This window comes from Streptomyces sp. NBC_01446 (assembly GCF_026340095.1).
GTDB lineage: Bacteria > Actinomycetota > Actinomycetes > Streptomycetales > Streptomycetaceae > Streptomyces > Streptomyces aureus.
Genome location: NZ_JAPEPO010000001.1, coordinates 7,349,731 through 7,372,695 on the forward strand (window position 1 = coordinate 7,349,731; position 22,965 = coordinate 7,372,695).

The 22,965-nt window shown below is 71.6% G+C and carries 25 protein-coding genes and 1 pseudogene; 15 read left to right on the forward strand and 11 right to left on the reverse strand.

What is annotated here, in order from left to right; all coding sequences use genetic code 11:
* Nucleotides 1-151: 151 nt before the first annotated feature.
* Nucleotides 152-295 (reverse strand): hypothetical protein, encoded by a 144-nt coding sequence (locus OG456_RS33140; protein WP_266567474.1) that lies wholly within the window; start codon nucleotides 293-295, stop codon nucleotides 152-154.
* A 129-nt stretch (nucleotides 296-424) separates the two neighbouring features.
* Here OG456_RS33140 and OG456_RS33145 point away from each other — a divergent pair, with 129 nt between their 5' ends.
* The 4 genes and pseudogenes from OG456_RS33145 to OG456_RS33160 all read left to right on the forward strand — a co-directional run.
* Entirely contained in the window at nucleotides 425-604 is a 180-nt protein-coding gene (locus OG456_RS33145; RefSeq protein WP_266567476.1) for a hypothetical protein, read from the forward strand.
* Nucleotides 605-725: 121 nt separating this feature from the next.
* Nucleotides 726-1,133 (forward strand): hypothetical protein, encoded by a 408-nt coding sequence (locus OG456_RS33150; protein WP_266567478.1) that lies wholly within the window; start codon nucleotides 726-728, stop codon nucleotides 1,131-1,133.
* 521 nt (nucleotides 1,134-1,654) lie between these two features.
* Nucleotides 1,655-2,899 (forward strand): IS110 family transposase, encoded by a 1,245-nt coding sequence (locus tag OG456_RS33155; RefSeq protein ID WP_266567480.1) that lies wholly within the window; start codon nucleotides 1,655-1,657, stop codon nucleotides 2,897-2,899.
* A 130-nt stretch (nucleotides 2,900-3,029) separates the two neighbouring features.
* Nucleotides 3,030-3,176 (forward strand): annotated as a pseudogene (locus OG456_RS33160) (carbohydrate ABC transporter permease); the annotation flags it as partial.
* A 31-nt stretch (nucleotides 3,177-3,207) separates the two neighbouring features.
* Here OG456_RS33160 and OG456_RS33165 read toward each other — a convergent pair.
* Nucleotides 3,208-3,585: an anti-sigma factor antagonist gene (locus tag OG456_RS33165; protein WP_266567482.1), complete on the reverse strand. Its 378-nt coding sequence runs from the start codon at nucleotides 3,583-3,585 to the stop codon at nucleotides 3,208-3,210.
* Between the two features lie 61 nt (nucleotides 3,586-3,646).
* On the reverse strand, nucleotides 3,647-3,877 hold the full coding sequence (locus OG456_RS33170) for a hypothetical protein (RefSeq protein ID WP_266567484.1): 231 nt from the start codon (nucleotides 3,875-3,877) through the stop codon (nucleotides 3,647-3,649).
* A 148-nt stretch (nucleotides 3,878-4,025) separates the two neighbouring features.
* Here OG456_RS33170 and OG456_RS33175 point away from each other — a divergent pair, with 148 nt between their 5' ends.
* Nucleotides 4,026-5,066 carry an NUDIX domain-containing protein gene (locus OG456_RS33175; RefSeq protein WP_266567486.1) on the forward strand — a complete coding sequence of 347 codons (1,041 nt, stop codon included), beginning with the start codon at nucleotides 4,026-4,028 and terminating at the stop codon, nucleotides 5,064-5,066.
* A gap of 16 nt (nucleotides 5,067-5,082) precedes the next feature.
* On the opposite strand, the gene OG456_RS33180 is transcribed toward OG456_RS33175, so the two are convergent.
* Together OG456_RS33180 and OG456_RS33185 are read right to left on the reverse strand one after the other, a co-directional pair.
* Nucleotides 5,083-5,820 (reverse strand): MBL fold metallo-hydrolase, encoded by a 738-nt coding sequence (locus tag OG456_RS33180; RefSeq protein WP_266567488.1) that lies wholly within the window; start codon nucleotides 5,818-5,820, stop codon nucleotides 5,083-5,085.
* Nucleotides 5,821-5,915: 95 nt separating this feature from the next.
* Nucleotides 5,916-7,274 carry a dipeptidase gene (locus tag OG456_RS33185; RefSeq protein ID WP_266567490.1) on the reverse strand — a complete coding sequence of 453 codons (1,359 nt, stop codon included), beginning with the start codon at nucleotides 7,272-7,274 and terminating at the stop codon, nucleotides 5,916-5,918.
* Nucleotides 7,275-7,572: 298 nt separating this feature from the next.
* Between OG456_RS33185 and OG456_RS33190 the strand changes: the two genes are divergently transcribed.
* The gene (locus OG456_RS33190) at nucleotides 7,573-8,787 is read left to right on the forward strand and encodes a geranylgeranyl reductase family protein (RefSeq protein WP_266569513.1); all 1,215 of its coding nucleotides are present in this window, start codon (nucleotides 7,573-7,575) and stop codon (nucleotides 8,785-8,787) included.
* On the opposite strand, the gene OG456_RS33195 is transcribed toward OG456_RS33190, so the two are convergent.
* Entirely contained in the window at nucleotides 8,771-9,253 is a 483-nt protein-coding gene (locus tag OG456_RS33195; protein ID WP_266567492.1) for a nitroreductase family deazaflavin-dependent oxidoreductase, read from the reverse strand. The two genes, OG456_RS33190 and OG456_RS33195, sit on opposite strands and share 17 nt — an antisense overlap.
* Before the next feature lie 264 nt (nucleotides 9,254-9,517).
* On the opposite strand from OG456_RS33195, the gene OG456_RS33200 reads away from it, so the two are divergent.
* From OG456_RS33200 to OG456_RS33210, 3 genes are all read left to right on the forward strand, one after another.
* Complete coding sequence (locus tag OG456_RS33200) at nucleotides 9,518-10,252, forward strand: TetR/AcrR family transcriptional regulator (RefSeq protein ID WP_266567494.1); 735 nt, start codon at nucleotides 9,518-9,520, stop codon at nucleotides 10,250-10,252.
* Between the two features lie 142 nt (nucleotides 10,253-10,394).
* On the forward strand, nucleotides 10,395-11,687 hold the full coding sequence (locus tag OG456_RS33205) for a sensor histidine kinase (RefSeq protein ID WP_266567496.1): 1,293 nt from the start codon (nucleotides 10,395-10,397) through the stop codon (nucleotides 11,685-11,687).
* Nucleotides 11,684-12,349, forward strand: a complete 666-nt coding sequence (locus OG456_RS33210; protein WP_266567498.1) for a response regulator transcription factor — start codon at nucleotides 11,684-11,686, stop codon at nucleotides 12,347-12,349. The genes OG456_RS33205 and OG456_RS33210 overlap by 4 nt, the downstream gene beginning before the upstream one ends.
* Before the next feature lie 112 nt (nucleotides 12,350-12,461).
* Here the strand turns inward: OG456_RS33210 and OG456_RS33215 are convergent, their stop codons facing one another.
* Nucleotides 12,462-14,003 (reverse strand): MFS transporter, encoded by a 1,542-nt coding sequence (locus tag OG456_RS33215; RefSeq protein WP_266567500.1) that lies wholly within the window; start codon nucleotides 14,001-14,003, stop codon nucleotides 12,462-12,464.
* Between the two features lie 87 nt (nucleotides 14,004-14,090).
* On the opposite strand from OG456_RS33215, the gene OG456_RS33220 reads away from it, so the two are divergent.
* Entirely contained in the window at nucleotides 14,091-14,495 is a 405-nt protein-coding gene (locus OG456_RS33220) for a MarR family winged helix-turn-helix transcriptional regulator (RefSeq protein ID WP_266567502.1), read from the forward strand.
* 25 nt (nucleotides 14,496-14,520) lie between these two features.
* Here OG456_RS33220 and OG456_RS33225 read toward each other — a convergent pair whose 3' ends face one another.
* The 3 genes from OG456_RS33225 to OG456_RS33235 all read right to left on the reverse strand — a co-directional run bounded on the left by OG456_RS33225 (nucleotide 14,521) and on the right by OG456_RS33235 (nucleotide 17,472).
* Nucleotides 14,521-15,258, reverse strand: coding sequence for a maleylpyruvate isomerase family mycothiol-dependent enzyme (locus tag OG456_RS33225; protein ID WP_266567504.1), 738 nt, complete (start codon nucleotides 15,256-15,258; stop codon nucleotides 14,521-14,523).
* A gap of 64 nt (nucleotides 15,259-15,322) precedes the next feature.
* Nucleotides 15,323-16,540: an MFS transporter gene (locus OG456_RS33230; protein WP_266567506.1), complete on the reverse strand. Its 1,218-nt coding sequence runs from the start codon at nucleotides 16,538-16,540 to the stop codon at nucleotides 15,323-15,325.
* Nucleotides 16,541-16,692: 152 nt separating this feature from the next.
* Nucleotides 16,693-17,472, reverse strand: coding sequence for a DeoR/GlpR family DNA-binding transcription regulator (locus OG456_RS33235; protein ID WP_266567508.1), 780 nt, complete (start codon nucleotides 17,470-17,472; stop codon nucleotides 16,693-16,695).
* A gap of 179 nt (nucleotides 17,473-17,651) precedes the next feature.
* On the opposite strand from OG456_RS33235, the gene OG456_RS33240 reads away from it, so the two are divergent.
* The 5 genes from OG456_RS33240 to OG456_RS33260 all read left to right on the forward strand — a co-directional run bounded on the left by OG456_RS33240 (nucleotide 17,652) and on the right by OG456_RS33260 (nucleotide 22,115).
* Nucleotides 17,652-18,536 (forward strand): SIS domain-containing protein, encoded by an 885-nt coding sequence (locus tag OG456_RS33240; protein ID WP_266567510.1) that lies wholly within the window; start codon nucleotides 17,652-17,654, stop codon nucleotides 18,534-18,536.
* Nucleotides 18,537-18,575: 39 nt separating this feature from the next.
* The gene (locus OG456_RS33245; protein WP_266567517.1) at nucleotides 18,576-19,427 is read left to right on the forward strand and encodes a class II fructose-bisphosphate aldolase; all 852 of its coding nucleotides are present in this window, start codon (nucleotides 18,576-18,578) and stop codon (nucleotides 19,425-19,427) included.
* 81 nt (nucleotides 19,428-19,508) lie between these two features.
* Entirely contained in the window at nucleotides 19,509-20,225 is a 717-nt protein-coding gene (locus OG456_RS33250; protein WP_266567518.1) for an alpha-ketoglutarate-dependent dioxygenase AlkB, read from the forward strand.
* Between the two features lie 69 nt (nucleotides 20,226-20,294).
* Entirely contained in the window at nucleotides 20,295-21,557 is a 1,263-nt protein-coding gene (locus tag OG456_RS33255; protein ID WP_266567519.1) for an ROK family protein, read from the forward strand.
* Nucleotides 21,558-21,620: 63 nt separating this feature from the next.
* Complete coding sequence (locus OG456_RS33260) at nucleotides 21,621-22,115, forward strand: levansucrase (protein WP_266567521.1); 495 nt, start codon at nucleotides 21,621-21,623, stop codon at nucleotides 22,113-22,115.
* Here the strand turns inward: OG456_RS33260 and OG456_RS33265 are convergent.
* Complete coding sequence (locus OG456_RS33265; RefSeq protein ID WP_266567523.1) at nucleotides 22,100-22,927, reverse strand: DUF2877 domain-containing protein; 828 nt, start codon at nucleotides 22,925-22,927, stop codon at nucleotides 22,100-22,102. The genes OG456_RS33260 and OG456_RS33265 overlap by 16 nt on opposite strands.
* Nucleotides 22,928-22,965 lie beyond the last annotated feature (38 nt).

Consider the following 22,965-nt stretch of genomic DNA (forward strand, 5'->3'; position numbering starts at 1 on the left):
TGACGCACGTCCACACCCGACCGCCTACACCCGGACCCCTCGCGGTGGCGTACGCGGGGCTGCGGCAGCGCAGGCGACTCGGATACTGGGAGTCATCTGCGCTGTTTCGTCATGTGCGGCTACCGTTCCTGAAGCGCGACATCGTCGTCGCTCAGCGACGCCGCAGTCGGTCGAGCCACGCGCGAGCCTGAGCCTGCTTGCGGGGGTCTGCGGCCGTCCTGCGCGCCGTCGCGATGGCCCGCCGGCCTTGCGGACTACGGCTGTACTGCTTGATCCGGTCGAGAATGCCGGGCATGACGCCTCCAAGGTGTCGTTCGCCAAGAGCGGCCACATCGCGTCGCCGCTCACGTTGCGGCTACCCGGGAAGCAGTACGGAACACGAAAGCGGGCACACGGGCGACAACGACTAGGAACAGGAGTTCCCATGTTTGCCATCGCCTCTGCCGTGCTGTTCTTCCTGGCATTCCTGATCAACGCCGCCGACATCGCGACGAACGACGCCTTCTCGTCCGTGAACGTCATGCTCCTCGGACTCACCGCTCTGGCTCTCCATCTGGCGGGAGCCGGTGGCTGGGCGCGTACCAGAACATCGCGTCGACGCTGAGCACGTGCTCACACCCCGGTCCTACGCGGCGTGGTGCACTCGCAAGTAGTCGATCATGGGCGGGGCTTCCCGGGGTACCTGTCTCCCCACGACGTTCACTGACGGACGAGGAGATTCAGTGGTGACACGCGAGCCCGACAGCGTGAACAGGTGCGCGCCCCAGGACCAGTTGCGCGCCCCCGCCCGTGGCGGGGGCGACCGCCTGAGCGTGCTGGTGGTCGCCCTCGCACTGATCGGGGCCGTGTTCTGCGCCGGCCTGCTGCTCTTCGTGCGCTTCGCCCACTGGGCCGGGGCGCATCCGTTCGCGGGAACCCTCCTCATCGTGCTTGCTGTTCCGGTGCTCTACGTGGCGCTGCGGGCGATGCCCCGGACACGCGAGCTGCGCCGGGCCGCCCGCGCCGGAATGGCCCAGGCCGACCGTGAGTTGGGGGTGTGTCAAGACGGTGCGTCGGGCGCGGTGCGAGCAGTCGAGCCAGACGACGCGTCCACACCGAGCCTGCGGGCCTCGGATGTGGTGCACAAGGGCTGACAGTCGAAATCCACGCACGCTCCAGGCGTAGTGTGCGACGGCGTTGCTGATCACCCAGGCGAGCTTCATCGGCTGGTTGGCGTTCATTCACAGCGCTTCGACCCAAAAAGCCCCCTACGGGGCCCGCTCTGGGCACCCCGGGGAGTGACTGGGGAGCGGGAGGAATCTCTCCCGTCACCAGCTAATAGAACTCAATGGCAAGCAATCGCACCTCTTCATGTCTGGTCAGCGATCCAGCGCACCTTCGGTGCGCGCCGGGGGCGTGGTAAATGTCCTGGCGCGCGCCGGAGATGCTCCCGTCTGCCGGTGTTGTGGGTGGTTGCCGGCCGGGAGGCTGGTGGGGTTCGTTCCGGCCGAAACCGAATGCTCTGTGATGCCAGCGAGCTCGCTGGTCAGCGTGGTGCTGGGGGCCGTCCACGAGAACCGTGGAGTGTTGCTGTGAGCACGTGCGTCAGACTCCTGATTCACCTTGGCCCTCCCGGAACGGCAGCCGAACTGTCCGTCCGGGAGGGAGCAGGACCATGGATGTGCTGCACGAACGTTGTGCGGGTCTGGATATCAGCAAGAAGGACGCCAAGGCGTGTGTCCGCGCCCCGAGTACGAAGCGCCGCGGATCGTTCACCAGCGAGATCACGACCTGGGGTGCGACGACGAACGCGGTCCTCGCCCTGCGTGAGCACCTGATCGCGGCGCGGGTGAGCCTGGTGGTGATCGAGGCGACCTCGGACTACTGGAAGCCGTTCTACTACCTGCTGACCGAGGACCTGAACGTGATCCTGGTCAACGCGCGCCAGGCCAAGAACCTGCCCGGGCGCAAGACCGATGTCTCCGATGCCGCCTGGCTGGCCCAGCTCGGCTCGCACGGCCTGCTGCGGGCCTCGTTCGTGCCGCCCCAGCCGGTGCGCGAACTGCGGGATCTGACCCGGTCCCGCACCCAGATGATCCGCGAGCGCGGCCAGATCGTGCAACGGCTGGAGAAACTCCTGGAGGACACCGGGATCAAGCTCTCCTCGGTCGCCTCCGACATCACGGGTGTCTCCGGGAGGGCCATGCTCGAGGCTCTGATCGAGGGTGAGCGTGACCCGCAGGCCCTCGCGGAGCTGGCCAAGCGCCGGATGCGGAGCAAGATCCCCGAGCTCACCGAGGCGCTGACCGGCCGGTTCCGTGAGCATCACGCCTTCCTGACCCGTCTCCACCTGGACAACTACGACCAACTCACCCGGGTCATCACGGAGTTGGACCGGCGCATCGAGGAGGCGATGGCGCCCTTTCGTGACGCGCTCGACCTGCTCGACACCATCCCAGGGGTCAGCCGGGCCACCGCCGAAGTGATCGTTGCCGAGACCGGCGCGGACATGAGCCGCTTCGCCTCACCCAAGCACCTCGCCTCCTGGGCCGGTGTCTGCCCGGGCCATCACGAGTCCGCCGGCCGCACCAAAAACACCAAGGTCCGCCCCGGCAACCCGTATCTCAAAGGCGCCCTGGGCATCGCCGCGTTCAGCGCGGTACGGGCCAAGGACACCTACCTGCAGGCCCGCTACAAACGGCTCACCTCCCGGCGCGGCCCCCTGCGGGCTCTGGTCGCCGTCGAGCACTCGATGATCACCGCGATCTGGCACATGCTCACCGACCGGATCCCCTACCACGAGCTCGGCGGCGACTACTTCACCCGTCGTGACCCTGAGCGCGCCACCCGCCGCGCGATCAACGCACTCAACGATCTCGGCTACACCGTCACCCTCAACCCCCTGGAGCGCACAGCCTGAAACCCCCTGGCTCCAGCCACCCGGCGACCACCATGACCGCCGGGCGAACACCCCTGCCTAAAACCACTCCGACCTGCTGTTATTTACGCGTCAGAGCGCTGCAGCAGGCGACTACTCTCATTGCCCCAGGCTGGCCAACGTAGATGGCCAACTCTTCACCGACTACAGCTTGCTAGATGCCGGTTCGGTCCTCGTGGCGCTCCCCACGATCCTGGTGTTCCTGCTCCTGCAGAGGCACTTCACCGCGGGACTCACACTGGGGTCGAGCAAGGGATAGCCCGCCCGGCGGGCCGTATCAGCCCGCTCTGTCAGTCCTGCCGTGTAGCCGCCTCGACGGTCGGGGCCGGGGCGAAGAGTGGAAGCAGGCCCGTCACCTCCAGCAGGCGCAGCGTCATGGGCTGGTCGCAGACCAGTCTGAGGTGGCCGCCGCGGGACTCGACGCGGCGGCGGGTGCGCAGGAGGAGGGTCAGGCCCGAGCAGTCGAGGAATGTCGTGCGGGTCAGGTCGATCACCACGGTGGTGGCCGGGCCCGCCGCCACCGTCTCGAGCAGGGCGACGGAGCCCTGGAGCGTCACGATGTCGACCTCGCCGCGCAGTTCGACGACGACGCAGTCACCGGTCTCGTAGGCGACCGGAGGCCCCGGGGGCGCGTCCGTGCCGCCGTCGCGATGTTCACCCTGTCGCATGGATTCCCTCGGCCGCGTGGGCACACCTCATGGGGGGAGCGCTCCCGTACACCGTCCGGCGTCAGCTCTGGGAGTGCCGCCGGCGGGCGGCCTGGCGCAGGGTCTTCTCCACGTCGTGCCGGTTCAGGCCCTGCTCCTGCGCGTACGTCGTCACCGCGGCCTCGATCTTGGCCGCCGCCTCCAACCAGGCCTCCTGCTGCGCCTGGCGCTCCCCGGCATCGAGGTGCTCCAGGGTGCGGCCCTTGTCGTCGGCGTCGTGCTGCAGGCGAATCAACTCTTCGGGAAGGTCCACGGAGCGGATCCTAAGCGGCCCTCGCGACTGGTTCGCGGACCTCGGTGACGTGCGCGAGGCGTACGCGAGGCGCGCCCCCATCAGGTGCTGGTTTCCGGCGCACGCTGTTGCGGGCAAGCCTCAGGGGGCCGACAGAGGAGGGGGAACCGTGATCGTCTGGATCAACGGTGCTTTCGGTGCGGGGAAGTCCACCGTCGCACGGGAACTGATCGAGCTGATCCCGAACAGCACGCTCTTCGACCCCGATGTGATCGGCGGGGAACTGGCGCAGCTGCTGCCCGCCAAGCAGCTGGCCGAGGTGACCGACATCCAGGACCTGCGGATCTGGCGGCGGCTCGTCGTCGACACGGCGGCCGCGCTGCTCGCCGAGGTGGGCGGCGTTCTCGTCGTCCCGGCGACCCTGCTCAGGCAGGAGCACCGCGACGAGATCTTTGGCGGTCTCGCCGCCCGCAGGATCTCCGTACGCCATGTGCTCCTCGCCCCGGCGGAAACGATCCTGCGCGAGCGAATGGCCCGCCGTGAGATACCGCCCGAGACACCCGACGGCGAGATACGCGCCCGGCAGTGGTCCTACGACCACATCGAGGCCTACCGCACGGCGCTGGCCACCTGGCTCACCGCAGACGCTCACCCCGTCGACACCAGCGCACTCAATGCGTACGAGGCGGCCGGCCACATCGCCGAGGCCGTGCGCACCGGCGCCGTCGAGCCCTGCGACATCGTGCAGACACCCGAGCCCACCGGGGAGACCGTCGCCGCGGGCGTACTGCTCTTCGACGAGGACGACCGCGTCCTGCTCGTCGACCCCACGTACAAGGCCGGCTGGGAGTTCCCCGGCGGCGTTGTGGAACCCGGAGAAGCCCCCGCCAGGGCCGGAGTACGGGAGGTCGCCGAGGAGACCGGGATCCAGCTCCCCGAGCTGCCCGGCCTGCTCGTCGTCGACTGGGAGGCCCCCGCACCACCCGCGTACGGCGGCCTGCGGCTGCTCTTCGACGGTGGGCGTCTCGACGGCGCCGAGGCCCGACGCGTGATCCTTCCGGGCCCGGAACTGCGCGGCTGGCGGTTCGTCACCGAGCAGGAGGCCGCCGGACTCCTGCCTCCCGTGCGGTACGAGCGCCTGCGCTGGGCGCTGCGGGCACGGGAGCGCGGTGCCGCCCTCTACCTGGAGGCCGGAGTGCCGGTGGGCTGACGCCGTACGAGGGTGACTACGCGGCGTCCAGGCGTGCGGCCACCGTGCGCAGGACCGCCGCCGACCCGCTCGTCACGGGGTCGCCGTGCCCGAAGCACGCCACGTCGGAGTCGAGCGAGGCCAGGGTGCGGAACGACTCGACGGACCGGCGGCGGTCGAGGTTCAACACGCCCAGCATGACCTGCCCGTCCAGCGGGGACGCCGCCACGGCGTCACCCGTGAACAGCACACCGTGATGGGGCAGATGGAGCGCGATGCTGCCGTCCGTGTGCCCGGGCACCGCGACGACGCGGGCGCCACCGCCGAAGTCGAGCACCTCACCGCCCGCCAACTCCCGTACGTCACACGGCAGTACAGGGTCCGCCGGCGGGGGCGGGAGCAGCTTCAGCGCCTCGGCGTGCAGCGGGCGCTCCCAGTCCTCGAACTCCGGGGCAGGCCCCGGACGCTCACCGCGTACGAACGGCGCGTCGAGCCGGTGCGCCCACACCACCGCCCCGCTGAGCGCCGCGAACTCACCCGCGCCGCCCGCGTGGTCCTCGTGGAAGTGGGTCAGGACGATCCGGCGCACCTCGCGCGGATGCCTGCCCAGCGCGCGTACGGCGTCGGCGATCGCCGCCCCGGCGCCGGAGGCCCCCGCGTCCACCAGCGTCAACTCGTCCCCGTCGTCCCACAGATAGGCCTGCCCCACCGGGAAGCGCAACAGGTGCAGGCGGGGGACGACCTCGATCACATCGGTGATGGCGTAGATGCTCATACGCCGACCGTAGGGACCGGCGGCTGTCCGGGGGACACGGCTACGCCCCGGGCAGAAGAGAGTTCCGCCCGGGGCGAAGGTGACGACCGCGCGGCTCAGATCGCGGCGTACTTCTGGAGGAACAGGGCCTCGGCGACCGAGAGGCGCTCCAGCTCCTGCGGCGACACGCTCTCGTTCACCGCGTGGATCTGCGCCTCGGGCTCGCTCAGGCCGATCAGCAGGATCTCCGCCTCCGGGTACAGCGACGCCAGCGTGTTGCACAGCGGGATCGAGCCGCCCTGGCCCGCGTACTGCATCTCCTGACCGTCGTAGGCGACGCTCATCGCCTCCGCCATCGCCGCGTACGCCGGGCTGTCGGTGTTCGCGCGGAACGCCTGGCCCTGCCCGATCTGCTCGACCTGGACGCGGGCGCCCCACGGGGTGTGCGACTCGATGTGCGCGACGAGGAGCTTCGACGCCTCCGCGGCGTCCGTGCCCGGCGGTACCCGCAGGCTGATCAGGGCGCGCGCCCCGGCCTGCACGGACGGCGTCGCGCCGACGACCGGCGGGCAGTCGATGCCGAGGACGGTGACGGCGGGGCGGGCCCAGATGCGGTCGGCGACCGTGCCCGAACCGATCAGCTCGACACCGTCGATGACCTTGGCGTCCTTGCGGAACTGACCCTCGTCGTACTGGAGACCGTCCCACGCGGCGTCGGTCGCGAGCCCGTCGACCGTCGTCGAGCCGTCCTCCGCGCGCAGCGAGTCGAGGATCCTTACCAGCGCCGCGAGCGCGTCCGGGGCCGCGCCGCCGAACTGCCCCGAGTGCAGATTGCCCCCGAGCGTGTCGACCCGGACCCTGATGAGCGTCATGCCGCGCAGCGTCGACGTGGCCGTCGGCAGGCCGACCCGGAAGTTGCCCGCGTCACCGATGACGATCGTGTCCGCCTTCAGCAGCTCCGGGTGCTGCTCGGCGTACCGCTCGAGACCGCCCGTGCCCTGCTCCTCGGAACCCTCGGCGATCACCTTGACGTTCACCGGGACACCGCCGTTGGCCTTGAGCGCCCGCACCGCGAGCAGGTGCATCAGGACCCCGCCCTTGCAGTCCGCGGCGCCGCGGCCGTACCAGCGGCCGTCCTCGCGCTCCGTCAGCTCGAACGGCGGCGTGACCCACGCCGACTCGTCCAGCGGCGGCTGCACGTCGTAGTGCGCGTACAGGAGAACGGTCGGCGCGCCCTCGGGGCCCGGCAGGAAGCCGTAGACCGACTGCGTCCCGTCCGGGGTGTCGAGCAGCGCGACGTCCTGGAAGCCCTCGGCGCGCAGCGCGTCCGCCACCCAGTTCGCTGCGCCCTCGCTCTCGCTCTTCGGGAACTGGTCGAAGTCCGCCACCGACTTGAACGCCACCAGTTCGGCGAGCTCGGTCCGGGCCCCGGGCATGAGCGAGGCGACGGTCTCGGCGATCGGATTCGGTGACATGGGAACGCTCCTCGTAGGTGCGACGTTGCACGTGTGTATACGTATGCGGCTTTCGCACGCGTCCGTGCGGGTCCGCCGTCGGCTGGTGTGCGTGAGCGTTTCGTGCACAGGGCATGCAGCGCCGATCCTCCCACAGGGGGTTGGCAGGGCACCGCCGTAGGATGCCTGGGAAAGGTGCGGCAGGCGGCTGGATCGGGAGCAGTAGACCATCGTGAGCAGCGAGAACTCGGCGGGCGGCAACGGTACGGGCGGGCATGCGGCGGACGCCGGTGGCGGCGGGCAGGTCTGGGACGTCGTCATCGTGGGCGCCGGTCCCGCGGGCGCCTCCGCCGCCTACGCGGCAGCGGTCGCCGGACGCAGCGTCCTCCTTCTGGAGAAGGCGGAACTGCCCCGGTACAAGACATGTGGCGGCGGCATCATCGGTCCCTCCAGGGACGCGCTGCCCCCGGGGTTCGAGCTGCCGTTCCGGGACCGGATCGACGCGGTGACGTTCTCCCTGGACGGGAGGTTCACCCGCACCCGGCGCTCCCGGCACATGCTCTTCGGCCTGGTGAACCGCGCCGACTTCGACCACCAGCTCGTCGAGCACGCCCAGAAGGCGGGCGCCGAACTGCGCACGGGGGCGACGGTCGCGCGGGTCGAGCAGCACGGTTCGGCCGTGCCCGACCGTCGCACGGTCGCCGTGATCCTCCAGGGCGGCGAGACGATCCTGGCCCGTGCCGTCGTCGGGGCGGACGGCAGTGCCAGCCGCATAGGGGCTCATGTCGGGGTGAAGCTCGACCAGGTCGACCTCGGCCTCGAGGCGGAGATCCCCGTGCCCGAGACGGTCGCCGAGGACTGGAAGGGCCGCGTCCTCATCGACTGGGGCCCGATGCCCGGGAGTTACGGCTGGGTCTTCCCCAAGGGGGACACCCTGACCGTCGGAGTGATCTCGGCGCGAGGCGAGGGCGCCGCCACGAAGCGGTACTTGGAGGACTTCATCGCCCGGCTCGGCCTCGCCGGCTTCGAACCGTCGGTCTCCTCCGGCCATCTGACGCGCTGCCGCGCCGACGACTCGCCGCTCTCGCGCGGCCGCGTACTCGTCTGTGGTGACGCGGCGGGACTTCTCGAACCGTGGACCCGCGAGGGCATCTCGTTCGCGCTGCGCTCCGGTCGTCTCGCGGGGGAGTGGGCGGTCCGCGTCTCCGAGGCGCACGACGCGGTGGACGCGCGCCGGCAGGCTCTGAACTACGCGTTCGCGGTCAAGGCGGGCCTCGGTGTCGAGATGAGCGTCGGCAAGCGGATGCTGACGGTCTTCGAGCGCAGGCCCGGGGTGCTGCATGCGGCGATCACCGGGTTCCGGCCCGCGTGGAAGGCGTTCGCCCGCATCACCCGTGGTTCGACGACGCTGGGCGAGATCGTCAGGACGTATCCGATGGCGGGTCGCGTCCTGAGCCGTATGGACCGGCCGGCGGCCGCGTCCTCGGCCGCGCCATCGGTCGACGACGATCCGGAGGCTACTTCTCGACCGTGATGAGGAAGACCGGGTGGTCCGGCGCGGCCGCGGTCAGCTCTTCATCGGTCGACTTGGCGGTGATGCCCTGGAAGTACTGGTTGACCTCCCAGCCCCACTTCTCCAGGTAGCCGCGCAGGATCGGCAGCTTCTCGCTGTCGGGCACCTCGGTCGCGGTGAACGTACGGACCTTGCGCCCGACGCGCAGCTCGCCGCTCCCGGCGACGCGCATGTTGCGCACCCACTGGGAGTGCCCGCGGGCCGAGACGATGTACTGCGCGTCCCCGTACGTGTACGGGTTGACCGGGATGCGCTGCATCTGGCCGCTCTTTCGGCCGCGCACGGAGAGCTCGGCCGACCCCATCAGGCTGACGCCGTGCCGCGCGAGCCAGCCGATCATGCCGTTCAGCCGGACGTTGAGGCGGCTGCCCTTCAGGTAGTAGGGGCTGGGGGAGGAGGACGAGCCGGACTGGGCGTTCGCGGTCATGGGGTTCTCCTGGGTGTGGGTGGCGCGATGCGGGCGCCGCTGGAGTCGGTCTCGATCTCGGTTGCGAGAGCACTGCTCTCGCTTGAGATCAGTGTGCACGAGATCGGTGATCCAAAGCAAGAGCGGTGCTCTCTTTTCTCTGCGCCGCCGCCGAGTGCGCCGCTCGCCACTGAGTGCACTGCTCCCAGATGAGTGCACCGATCCATAACGCGTGCATCGATCTGGAACGTGTGCACTGCTCCGAATGCGTGGGACACTGCCCATATGAGCACCACACGAGGAGCCAGGGCCAGGGCACGGGAAGAAGTCACCGCCGCCATCAAGGACGAGGCCCGCAGACAGCTCGCGGCCGAGGGCGCCGCCAAGCTGTCCCTGCGCGCCGTCGCCCGCGAGCTGGGCATGGTCTCCTCGGCGCTCTACCGCTACTTCCCCAGCCGCGACGACCTCCTGACGGCGCTCATCATCGACGCGTACGACTCCATCGGCAAGGCGGCCGAGCAGGCGGACGCCGCCCTGCTCAAGAAGGCGGCGAAGAGCGCCGACAGCAAGGCGGGAGCGATCGCGCCGGTGCGCCGCTGGGTCACCGTCAGCGAAGCCGTCCGCGCCTGGGCGCTCGCCCACCCGCACGAGTACGCGCTCATCTACGGCTCGCCCGTACCCGGATACACCGCGCCGATGACAACCGTCCCGGCCGCGTCGCGCATCGGGCTGCTGTTCTTCGGCATCGTCCGCGACGCCTATCAGGGCCGCGGGATCGCGGAGCCGCCGCTCCCCGAGGAGCTGCGGCCCGAGGCCGAGCGGCTGGGCGCCGACCTGGCCCCCGACCTGCCGCCCGCCGTGGTGGCCGCGCTCGTCGCCGCCTGGGCGCAGCTGTTCGGCCTGATCGGCTTCGAGCTGTTCGGCCAGTTCAACCGGGTCGTGGAGGACCGTGCCACCTTCTTCACGCACGCCGCGACACAGCTCGCCCACGGCGTGGGCCTGGTGCTGCCCCGGGAATGACATGCCCCGGCCCGAGAGTGAAAGTCGTTGCCCGGGCGTGACGCGCGCCGCCCGAACCGCGTCGCCTACTCCCCGGGGAGTAGGTGTGGTCACCACGCCCGGCTGACGCCCGTGACGGCGTGCGGCGTCTAGCGTTGCGGTCATGGACGAGCAGCACGTACGCGGGGCCGACGGCCCGCCCCGGACCTGGGCGGGTCCGCCGCACCTCAGGCGCTACGGGCCGCCCTGGACGGCGGCCGGTGCCGCCCGGCGCGGTCACCACGGGCCGCCCTGGTGGGGCGGCGCGGGACAGGGGCCGCGCTGGCCCTGGCGGTCCACCGTCCTGATCACCGCGTTCGTCCTCGTCGGCTCGACCTTCGCGGCGCATGCCCAGACCGATCGGGCCGACATCGACGTGTTCGCCCGCGTGCTGCTGCTCGCGGGCGGCGTCCTCCTGCTGTGGCGTCAGCGGTACCCGGTCCTCGTGGCGTTCGGCACGGCGGGCTGCGCGACGGTCTACCTCGGCGCGGGCTACGCGTACGGGCCGGTCTTCATCATCGTGGCCGTGGGCTGTTACGCCGCGATCGTCGCGGGGCACCGCAGAGCCGCGTGGGCGGCGGTCGGCATGTTCTGGGTGGGGCATGTCCTCGTGGCGCACTGGCTGTACGCGTATCTGCCGCCGTCGGGGGACGACGCCGCGTCCTGGGGGCAGGAGGGTTTCATCGCCGCGTGGGTCCTGGCGATCGTCGCCTTCTCCGAGCTGGTCAGAACGCGTCGCGAGCAGTGGGCGAAGGAGCGCGCCGAGCGGGAGAAGGCCGCCGGGCGGCGCGCGGACGAGGAGCGCCTGCGGATCGCGCGGGAGCTGCACGACGTGCTCGCGCACTCCATCTCGGTCATCAACGTCCAGGCGGGCGTGGGTCTGGCGCTGCTCGACTCCGACCCCGAGCAGGCGCGTACCGCCCTCACCACCATCAAGTCCGCGAGCAAGGAGGCGCTGGGCGAGGTCCGCCAGGTACTCGACACCCTGCGGACCCCGGGCGACGCGCCGCGCGCCCCCGCCCCGGGTCTCGACCGGCTCCCGGAACTGGTGGAGCAGGCCGCGAGCGCGGGCCTCACCGTCGACATCGCCACGGAAGGATCCCGCGCCGCGCTGCCGCCCGGCGCCGACCTCGCCGCGTTCCGCGTCGTACAGGAGGCGCTCACCAACGTCGTACGGCATTCCGAGTCGCGCAACGCGCGCGTAGAGGTGCGGTACATGGAGACCGCGCTGTCCCTGCGCATCGACGACGACGGGCCGGCGAGCCATGAGGCGGCCGGCGGCAGCGGGAACGGCCTCGCGGGAATGCGTGAGCGGGCCGCCGCGCTGGGTGGCACGATCGAGGCGGGACCGCGGCCCGACGGCGGCTTCCGGGTGCTGGCCGAACTGCCGTTCACGCCGACGGAGGAGAACCGTTGATCCGCGTACTGCTCGCCGACGACCAGTCGCTCGTCCGCGCCGGATTCCGGGCGCTGCTCGACGCGCAGAGCGACATCGAGGTCGCGGGGGAGGCCTCCGACGGCGACGAGGCGGTGCGCCTCGTACGCGAACTGCGGCCCGACGTCGTCCTGATGGACATCCGGATGCCGGTCCTCGACGGGCTCGCGGCGACCCGCCGCATCAGCGACGACGCCGCGCTGGAAACCGTGAAGGTGGTCATGCTGACCACCTTCGAACTGGACGAGTACGTCTTCGAGGCGATCCGTGCCGGAGCCTCCGGGTTCCTCGTCAAGGACACCGAGCCCGAGGAACTGCTGCGCGCCGTGAGGGCGGTGGTGCACGGGGACGCGCTCCTCTCGCCGGGGGTGACCCGCCGTCTGATCGCCGAGTTCGCGGCGCGTTCCAAGGAGCCCGCGGCGGCCGGGTCGCTCGGGCAGCTCACCGAGCGCGAGCGTGAGGTGATGGCGCTGGTCGGCATCGGCCTGTCGAACGAGGAGATCGCCCGCCGCCTCGTCGTCAGCCCGCTCACCGCGAAGACACATGTGAGCCGCACCATGGTGAAGCTCGGCGCGCGTGACCGGGCCCAACTGGTCGTCCTCGCCTACGAGTCCGGCCTCGTGCGGCCCGGCTGGCTCGGCTGAGCGGACCCACGCCACTGACACAAGGGTGTACCCGGCGGGCAGGGGACTGCCGGCCGGGCGCACCCTTGTGTGGTCGGGTCGAGCGTGTGAGGTCGGGTCGAGGATCCGTGGGTCAGTCGTGGACCGCGACGCGCTCCGTGCGCGCGGCGTCCGCCCCCTCCTGAGCCAACCCCTCCTGCGCCGCTTCCTCCCGCACCGACTCCTCCTCCGGAACCGACTTCGCGATCAGGACCGTGCCCTGCGGACGCCGCGTCCGCAGTCCGGTGAGGGTGATCAGCAGGCCCGCCAGCGCGATCGCGGTGACGACGACGAGACCGGGCCGGAAGCTGTCGAGTACGGCCTGCGGGGACGAGCCCTCGCCGGAGTTCGCGGTGACCACAGCCGTCACGACGGCGAGGAAGATGGCGCCGCCGACCTGCACGGAGGTGTTGAGCAGGCCCGAGACCATGCCCTGTTCGTCGTCGTGGACGCCGTTCGTGGCCTGGATGTTGAGCGAGGGGAACACCAGGGCGCAGGCCGCGCCGATCAGGAGCATCGTCGGCAGGATGACGGACGCGTAGACCGGGTCGAGGTTGATGCGCAGGAACAGCGCGTAGCCGATCACCATGAAGGTGAAGCCGACCGCGATGAGGCGCGGGGTGCCGAACCGGTCGACGATCGCGCCGACCTTCGTCGAGGAGAGCGCCACGAGGGCGCCCGCCGGCAGGAACGCCAGCGCGGTGTGCAGCGCCGACCAGCCGAGCAGGGACTGCATGTACAGGGTGACCAGGAACTGGAAGCCGACGTACGAGCCGAAGAACGCCATCGCGCCGAGCTGCGCCCTGATCTGTGAGCCGGAGCGCAGCACTCCGAGGCGGATCAGCGGGCCGGGGGAGCGGCGCTCGATGGAGACGAAGACCGCGAGCAGCACGGCGACGGCAAGGAAGGACAGCAGGGTGCGGGCCGAGGCCCAGCCCGCCTCCGGTGCCTGGACGACGGTGAACACGAGGAGCAGCATCGACGCGGTGCCGGTGATGGCGCCGGGGATGTCGTAGCCGCGGTGGTTCTTCTCGCGTTCGCTGTGCGGGATGAGCTTGATGCCGATGAGCAGCGCGATCACGGCGATCGGCGCGGGCAGCAGCATGGTCAGGCGCCAGCTGGCCTCGGTCAGCAGGCCGGACAGGACGAGGCCCATGGAGAAGCCGGTGGCGGCGCAGGTCGTGTAGATGGAGAGCGCGCGGTTGCGCAGCGGGCCCTCGGCGAACGTGGTGGTGATGATGGACAGGCCGGCCGGCGCGGTGAACGCGGCGCTGAGGCCCTTGATGAAGCGGCTGGCGATCAGGAGCGGCCCGGAGTCGACGAGCCCGCCGAGCAGGGACGCGAGGGCGAAGACGCCGAGGGCGATCAGGAACACCCGGCGCCGGCCGAGCAGGTCGGCCGCGCGACCGCCGAGCAGCAGCAGGCCGCCGTAGCCGAGGATGTAGCCGCTGACGATCCATTGCAGCGTCGACGTCGACAGGTCGAGCTCCGAGCCGATGGACGGCAGGGCGACTCCGACCATCGACACATCGAGTGCGTCGAGGAACATCGCGGCGCAGAGGACGAGCAGTGTGCCCCACAGACGGGGGGACCAACGCTCCTGGGACGCAGGGGTGTTGGTGAGCGGAGAGGTCATGCGGAGCAGACTACATGCATATGCATTGACTGCAAGTGCATTTAATTCCGATGCAACAATGCCCGTCTTTTCTGCTACGGTGCGGTTATGGCGGCGAAAAAGGCCGAGCCCGGCCTCGTGGAACAGTGGCGGGACATCCTTGCGGTGCATGCGCGCACCATGTGCGAGCTCGATCGTGAGCTGCATCAGCACGGCCTGGGCGCCAGCGACTTCGAGGTGCTCGACGTCCTGGCCGACAGCACGGCGGAGGACGGCAGTTCCTCCTTCCGCGTGCAGGAGATCGCCGCTCAGGTCCATCTCAGCCAGAGCGCCCTGTCGCGCCTGATCGGCCGCCTGGAGAAGGACGGCCTCCTGGAGCGCGGCATGTGCCCCGAGGACCGCCGCGGCGTACGGGTCTGCCTCACGCGGAAGGGCCGCGACCTGCACACGGAGGTCCGGCCGTTGCAGCGCGCGGTACTGGGGCGGATGCTCGCCGATCGCGCTCAGGGCTGATTTCCCCTGGCTGCCCGGCCTGTCGTCAGCTCCAGGTGACCCCCGACCGCTCCCGCCACAGTGCGGCCAGTGAGGCGTCGCCGGTGAGGCTCGGGAACGGCAGCCGGTTCCACAGCGACAGATAGAGCCGAGCCGCGGGACCCGACAGCTCGCAGTCGGCCTCGCCCGCCCCGTCCCGCTCGGTGACCGGCGGCTCCTGCGAGATCCGTACGGTCCATGACCGGCCGGCGTCGGTGGCCCGCACGCGCAACAGGCGCGGGGTGTCCGACCGCACCTTGCTCCGGCCGCGCGCGTGGAAGCCGAGCAGCAGTTCCTCGATGCCGTCGACCGCGAACTCCGCGGGGATGACGCCGGGCGTCCCGGCCAGCGCGGACTCCGCGTCCACCCGGTGGACGGTCGTCTCGTGCGCCTGCCGCCGCGCCCAGAACGCCAGCGGCGACGGCGCGGGCAGGAACGTCCAGCACTCCACGTCGGGCCGGGCGCCGGCCAGCGTCCCGACGAGCCGGCCGTGGCCCTCACGGAACCAGGTGATGAGCTCCGCGCCGTCCAGGTCCGGCAGACCGTCGTCGGGGCGGTACGACGTGCGCCCCTCGGCGACGAACGCCGTGGCCCAGCGATGCACCATGCCTACGTGTCGCAGCAGGTCCCGTACGGCCCAGCTTGGGCAGGTCGGCACCTTGGCGGAGGTGCCCGCCGTCTCGGCGGCGTCGGCGAGGAGGCGGCCCTCCTCGTCGAGCGTCTCGATGTGTTCCGCAGTCTTCATGGCGGGAGTCTGCCCGATGGGACCTGGCTGGAATGCGTCCTTGCGGATGCTCGTCATGTGCGGGTCAGGAGACGGCCGCGCGCCGGGTCGCGAAGCCGATCAGAGCGGCGACGCCCGCCAGTACGGCCACGCTGGTCAGCGCGGTGGGGAGCGAGAACCAGTCCGCCATGAAGCCGATCATCGGCGGCCCGAGGAGCATGCCGCCGTAGCCCAGCGTGGACGCGGCGGCGACGCCGGTCGGTCCTGCCAGGGCGCCCGCGCGTTCGACCGCCACGGGGAAGATGTTGGCGAGGCCGAGACCTGTGACGGCGAAGCCGAGAAGTGCCAGCCACACGGTCGGGGCGAGCGAGCCGAGCAGCATGCCTGCCGCGCCGGTGGCGCCGCCGAACACCAACGTGCGTGTCCTGCCCAGGCGTTCGAGCAGCGTCGTCCCGCTGATCCGGCCGATGGTCATGGCCAGGGCGAAGCAGGAATAGCCTGCCGCGGCCACTCCGGCATGGGCGTGCAGGTCCTCCTCCAGGTGCAGGGCGCCCCAGTCCGCGAGCGCGCCCTCCCCGTACGCGGTGCACAGGGCGATGAGGCCGAAGACGAGGACGAGCCCGCGCACGCGCCCGGAGGGCCGCTCGGACGCCGATGCGGGCTCGTTCCGTATACGACCGTGGTCGTCCGGGGCCGTGGGGGCGTCGTGGCGCAGGAGTGTGGGGCCGACAGCGGCCGTGACGAGCAGGCCGATGACGGTGAGGGCGAGGAGGTGCCGGGTGGGGGAGACGTGGCCCGCGACCAGGCCGCCGAGCCCGGCGCCGAGCATGCCGCCGAGGCTGAACGCCGCGTGGAAGCTCGGCATGACGGGGCGGCGCAGGGCGGCGACGAGATCGACCGCGGCACTGTTCATCGCCACGTTGATCCCGCCGTAGGCGGCGCCGAACAGGAGCAGGACCAGTCCGAGGGTGAGCGCCGAGTGGGTGAGCGGGGGCAGTGCGACGCTCAGCGCCAGGAGCACACCGCTCACCACGGTCACCGGATGACTGCCGAAGCGCCTGCACAGGCGCCCCGTGAGCGTCATCGTGATCACGGCCCCCGCGGAGACGCCGAGGAGCGCGAGCCCGAGCGTGCTCGCCGAAGCGCCGGTCTGTTCCTTCACGGCGGGGATGCGTACGACCCATCCCGCGAAGATGAAGCCGTCGAGTGCGAAGAAGATCGTGAGCGCGATACGCAGGCGGGTGAGGGACGCGGTCCGCGGGCTGTCGTCCTTGACGGCCCGGAGTTTGTTTAGTGTTGGCACAAAGTCAGGGTAGGGCGCCACCCCGGCCGGGGACAAGACGGTGCGAGGCGTGACGGCCACGACATCCGCCGGACCGGCGCGGGGAAATGGCTGCGGCCCCACCCGTCCGGGAGGGGCCGCAGCCATGAGAACCGTAGGTATGGCTCGGGGAGTCACACCGCGAGGACCTTGACCCCCGCCTCCTCGAAGCGCTCCACGGTCGCCGCGTCCACGGCGCTGTCGGTGACCAGGGTGCCGATCCGCTCCGTCGAGCAGATCCGGGCGAACGCGCGCTGGCCCAGCTTGCTGGAGTCCGCCGCGACGACGACGCGCTCCGCCCGCTCGCACAGCAGCCGGTTGATGGCCGCCTCCGCCTCGTCGTGCGCCGCCGCGCCGTGCGCGACGTCGAAACCGACGACACCGAGCACGGCCGTGTCGATCGTGATCTGGCTCAGCACGCCGTCCGCGAGCGGGCCGATGAGCTCGTACGACTGCGGCCGGGCGACCCCGCCCGTCACCACGATCTTGAACTGGGGCCGCACGGCGAGCTCGTTGGCGATGTTCAGCGCGTTCGTGACGATCGTGAGGGCCGGGGAGCCGGAGGCGAGGTCGGGGCGGACCGCGAGTGCGCGTGCCACCTCGGTCGTCGTGGTGCCGCCGGTCAGCCCGACCGCCTCGCCCGGCGTGATCAGCTCGGCGACGGCCTTGGCGATGCGTTCCTTCTCGGAGGCGTTGCGCGCGGTCTTGTAGCGCAGGGGCAACTCGTAGGAGACGCCGTGGACGACGGCGCCGCCCCGGGTGCGTACGAGCATCTGCTGCTCGGCGAGCTGGTCGAAGTCGCGCCGGATCGTGGCCGCGGACACCCCCAGTTCGGCCGCCGCTTCCTCGACATCCAGGCGCCCCCGCTCCACGAGCAGTTCCAGCAGGGACTTCCAGCGGGCGTCGCGGGACATCCGCGGCCTCCAATCGTCGTTCTCCGGTGACCCTAGCGCACTACCTGATGCTTGGTTATGCTCGAAAGGTATCGAATTCTTGCAGGAACGAGCATACGCTCGGCGGGGCCGTTCGAGCGCGACGCATGCGACGTGTTCGACCGGCCCACGGACACGACACATCAGGGAGTGGGCACGGCATGAGCCATGTCGAGAACGAGCTGAACAGCCAGCCGGAGTGCTGGACGCGCGCGGCGGGCCTGGCCGCGGGCGAGGCCGCCAAGCTGCCCGCGCCGGGGGAGCGCGTCGCGATCGTGGGCTGCGGCACCTCGTGGTTCATGGCACAGGCCTTCGCCGCGCTGCGCGAGCAGTCCGGGCAGGGCGAGACCGACGCGTTCGCGGCCTCGGAGTTCCCGGCCGGGCGCCCGTACGACCGCCTCATCGCGCTGTCCCGGTCCGGCACGACGACCGAGGTCGTCGAGCTGCTGGCCGCGGTCAAGGGCCGCATCCGGACGACCGCCGTCATCGGCGACCCGAACACACCGATCGTCTCCGCGGCCGACGACGTGATCGTCCTGGACTTCGCCGACGAGCGGTCCGTCGTCCAGACCCGCTTCGCGACGACGGCGCTCACGCTCCTGCGCGCCCACCTCGGCCTGCACACCGAGCAGGCGGTCGCCGACGCGCGCACCGCGCTGGAGACGCCGCTGCCCGAAGGCCTCGTGGAGTGCGGCCAGTTCAGCTTCCTGGGCCGCGGCTGGACCGTCGGCCTCGCGAACGAGGCCGCCCTGAAGATGCGCGAAGCGTCCCTGTCGTGGACCGAGGCGTACCCCGCGATGGAGTACCGCCACGGCCCCATCAGCGTCACCACCGCGGGCACCGCCACCTGGATGATCGGCACGGCGCCCGAGGGCCTCGCCGAGCAGGTGGCAGGCACCGGCGCGCTCTGGGTCGAGGGCGGCCTCGACCCGCTCGCCGAACTCGTCCGCGCGCAGCGCCTCGCCGTGGCCGTCGCGGCCGCCCGCGGACTCGACCCCGACCAGCCGCGCCACCTCACCCGCTCGGTGATCCTCACCGCCGGCTGACCGTCGACCGAGCTTCCGAGCCTTCCGAAAGGAGGGGCTGTGCCCCTCGCAGCAACCGGCGCGCTCGTCGCCGAGGCCACCGCGGCGCGTACCGCGGTGGCCGCGTTCAACGTCATCACCCTGGAGCACATCGAGGCCGTCGTCGCGGGCGCCGAGGCGGCGAACGCGCCGGTGATCCTCCAGGTCAGCGAGAACGCCGTGCGTTACCGCTACGGGCGTCTGCTGCCCCTCGCGAGGGCCGCGGCCGATACCGCGGAGGCGTCCTCGGTGCCCGTGGCGCTCCACCTCGACCACGTCCAGAGCGACGAGCTGCTCCGCCAGGCCGCGGACGCCGGGTTCAGCTCGGTGATGTACGACGCGGCCCGGCTCCCCTACGACGAGAACCTCGCGGCCACCCGCGCGGCCGCCGACTGGGGCCACGCCAACGGGCTGTGGGTCGAGGCTGAGCTGGGCGAGGTCGGCGGCAAGGACGGTTCGGCGCCGCTCGACGCCCACGCGCCGGGCGCTCGCACGGACCCGGGAGAGGCCCGCGCCTACGTGACGGACTCGGGCGTCGACGCCCTCGCCGTCGCGATCGGCTCCTCGCACGCCATGACCACCCGCACCGCGACGCTCGACCACGACCTCCTCAAGCAGCTCTCGGAGGGCCTCGACGTACCGCTGGTCCTGCACGGTTCCTCCGGTGTCGGTGACGACGAACTCTCGCAGGCCGTCCGGGGCGGCATCGCCAAGGTGAACGTCGGCACCGCCCTGAACATAGCGATGACGGCGGCCATCCGGGAGTTCCTTGCCGCACATCCCGACGCCGTCGACTCCCGCAAGTACCTGAGCGTGGGCCGCGAGGCGATGGCCCGCACGGTGACGGAGCTGGTCGAGGTGATGCGCCGCTGACCCGTCCCCCGCTCACGCCCCGGTACGCGCAAGACACCTCGTACCGGGGACAGGGGACAGGGGACAGGGGACAATGGGGCCATGGCCGGCCGGCACGAACCCCACGCGCCCCCGCTCTTCCCGGTGGACCGGGAGCGCCGGGAGATCACCCCCGGCGCCGTGCACGTGCCCGGCTGGCTCGACGCCGGGGCCCAGCGCGCACTCGTCGAAGCCTGCCGCGGCTGGGCCGCCGGGCCCGTGCCGATGCGCCACACACGACTGCCGGGCGGCGGCGTGATGTCCGTCCAGACCGTGTGCGTCGGATGGCACTGGCAGCCCTACCGCTACACGCGTACGGCATCCGACGTGAACGGCGCGCAGGTGGCCCCCTTCCCCGACTGGCTACGGGAGTTGGGCAGACGCGCGCTCGTCGACGCGTACGAGGACGACGCGGCCGGTGACGGCTACGACCCCGACACGGCACTGATCAACTTCTACGACGGCGCCGCCACCATGGGCATGCACCAGGACAAGGACGAGCGCGCCCGGAACCCCGTCGTCTCGCTCAGCATCGGCGACACCTGCGTCTTCCGGCTGGGCAACACCGAGAACCGCGGCAAACCGTACGAGGACGTGGAGCTGGTCTCCGGAGACCTGCTGGTCTTCGGAGGACCGTCGCGGCTCGCCTTCCACGGGGTGCCGAAGGTGTACCCCGGCACCGGCGACCCTGCCACCGGGCTCTCCCGGGGCCGCCTGAATCTCACGATGCGCGTCACCGGACTCACCGGACCGCCCTCCGCACCCTCCCCCCAGGGGTGAGTTCACCCGCGGGGGCTGCGGCGTTCACCGGATACGATGCGACACGGTGATCAGGGCGAGGAGTTGCTGATGCGTGGCAAGGCGGCCTCCGGGGCCGGGGGGCAGACGGCGGGCGAGGCGGAGGGTTCCGCGCGTGCGCCCCGTCTCGAGCGGGGCCGTGGTGCTCTCGGCCCGGCGCTCGAACTCGTGCACACCGGCCGCGCGCCGACCCGCGCCGTCCTCACCGCCGAACTGGGGGTGACCCGGGCCACGGCGGGCGCGGTCGCCGCCGAGCTGGAAGCGCTCGGGCTGATCAGGATCGACGCGAAGCCGAGTGCCGCGGCGGGGTCGCAGGGGCGTCCCTCGCACCGGCTGTCCGTCGCCGAGGACGGACCCGTGGCGCTCGCCGCGCAGGTACACGCGGACGGCTATCGCGCGGCCCTCGTAGGCCTCGGCGGCCGGATCGTCGCGACCACGCCCGGCTGCGAGATCATCGACGCGGATCCGGCGCAGGTACTCGGCTCGGTCGTGGAGGCCGGCGCCGAACTCCTGCGGGAGACCGGCCGCCACTGCGTCGGCGCGGGCCTCGCCGTGCCGTCGGCGGTGGCCGAGCCCGACGGCACCGCCCTCAATCCGCTCCACCTCGCCTGGCCCGCGGGCTCGCCCGTCCGCGAGATCTTCGCCGAGCGCGTACGGGAGGCGGGCATCGGGCGGCCGGCGTTCGCCGCGAACGACGTCAACCTCGCCGCCCTCGCCGAGCACCGCCACGGCGCGGGCCGCGGCGCGCGCGACCTGCTGTGCGTCGCCACCGGCCACCGCGGCGTCGGCGGCGCGCTCGTCCTCGACGGGCGTCTGCACACCGGCAGTTCGGGCCTCGCCCTGGAGGTCGGGCACCTCACCGTGAACCCCGAGGGCCGGCCCTGCTACTGCGGCAGCCGCGGCTGCCTCGACGTGGAGACCGACCCGCTGGCTCTGCTCGACGCGGCGGGCCGCGAACCGGGCCCCGACGGCTCCCTGCTCCAGCAGGCCCGCGACCTGATCGTCGGCAGCCTCGACGACCCGAAGGTGCGGATGGCCACCGAGGCCCTGATCGACCGTCTCGGACTCGGCCTCGCGGGCCTGGTGAACATCCTCAACCCCGACCGCATCATCCTGGGCGGCCTGCACCGGGCGCTCCTCGACGCGGACCCGGACCGCCTGCGGGCCGTCGTCGCGGACCGCAGCCTGTGGGGCCGCAGCGGGGGCGTCCCCATCCTGGCGTGCACGCTCGACCACAACAGCCTGGTCGGAGCAGCCGAGTTGGCGTGGCAGCCGGTCCTCGACGACCCGCTCTCGGCGCTGGGCCTCGCCTGACGCGCGGGAAACCGTCGCACCCCGGCTGGTCCTGGAGGGGCTTGACCGTGCACAATCACCGCCATGATCGGTGAATCGGCCCGGAACTACCTGGCCTCGGTGGAGAGCCGCCTCCAGGCGGACGGCTGCGCGACGCGCTGGGAGGACTGGTTCGGTGTGCCCGTCCTCGTGGGGCGGCGGGCCGACTTCCGGATGCGCTGGATGGCCACCAACCTGCACCTGTTCACCGTCGCCGCCGCCGTGCCCGAGATCACCCCGCAGAGCGTCGACGTGTTCACCTCGCAGGTCCTGACGTACGCGAAGAAGAACAAGGGCGGCCTCCCGGTCGGCCTGCAGACCGGCGTCGCGGCCTTCCCCGTCCTCGTCAGCGAGCGCGTCGACCCGGCCGCCATGGCCTGGGCCGAACAGCAGCAGCGCAACCGCTTCGCCTGCTTCGCGCGCCCCGTCGTCGTGGACAGCGCACAGCGCTACGTCGGCTTCTACCGCGGCAAGCCGGCTCTCGGCCGCGTCTACGCCTCCCACCTCATCGACAAGGGCAACCGCTACTTCCACGGGTAGTCGTCACGGTCACCGGGCGTCGCGCCCGCTCTGCCGAGGCCCACCGCGAGCACCCCACGCGCCAGATCGCCTCCCGAGTGGTGTCCGACGGCGAGCAGTTCGCGTAGAGCGGGTTCCAGGGCACCGTCCCCGCTCAGCGCCCGCAGGAACGCGTGGGCCTGCGGCACGCATTCGCCGCGCACCGCGTGCCGCAGGAGTGCCGCCGAGAGCAGCGGGGTGCGCAGGGGCGCGTCCGCGAGCGCCTCCGAGAGGGGTGTGAGAGGGCCTCCCCACGCTCGGCGCGCCAGCAGCGCGCCGCACAGGATGTCGTCACCGGACGGGGTGAGCCCGGGGCCGAGGCCGACCAGCGCGCGGGCGGCCCGCCGGACTTCGCTCGCGTCATCGGCGTGCAGGGCGTGGCGCAGGTCGGTCAGGCGGGGAGCCAGCGGGGGCGGCAGGGGTTGCGCCAGCGCGTCGAGCAGCACCGTCACCTGCCTGACGCGGACGGGGTCCGGTGGGGAGGAGGCGCCCCGGACACGGGGCGGTGTCCAGGACGCCTCCGGCTCGAAGCGAACGGGCCCGATGACGACGCGCCCTGCCCCGAAGCCGCCCCATCGTGTGTTCAGGTCCAGCGGCCGGTCCGCCGACGAGAAGGGCAGTACGAGCGCGTTCGGCAGGCGGATCGCGTCCCGGGTCACCACGGCGAGTGCGGGTAACTCCCGGTCACCGGTGGCGAGATGGACCGCGTAGCGGGTGGCGGCGACGACGCGGGCCGGCCGGGACGGACCGTGCAGCAGCGGGGCGACGGCCGTGCTGATGGTGCCGAGCCGCATGTGACTGAGGGTGCCGAGGGGTACGTGACTGAGGGCGC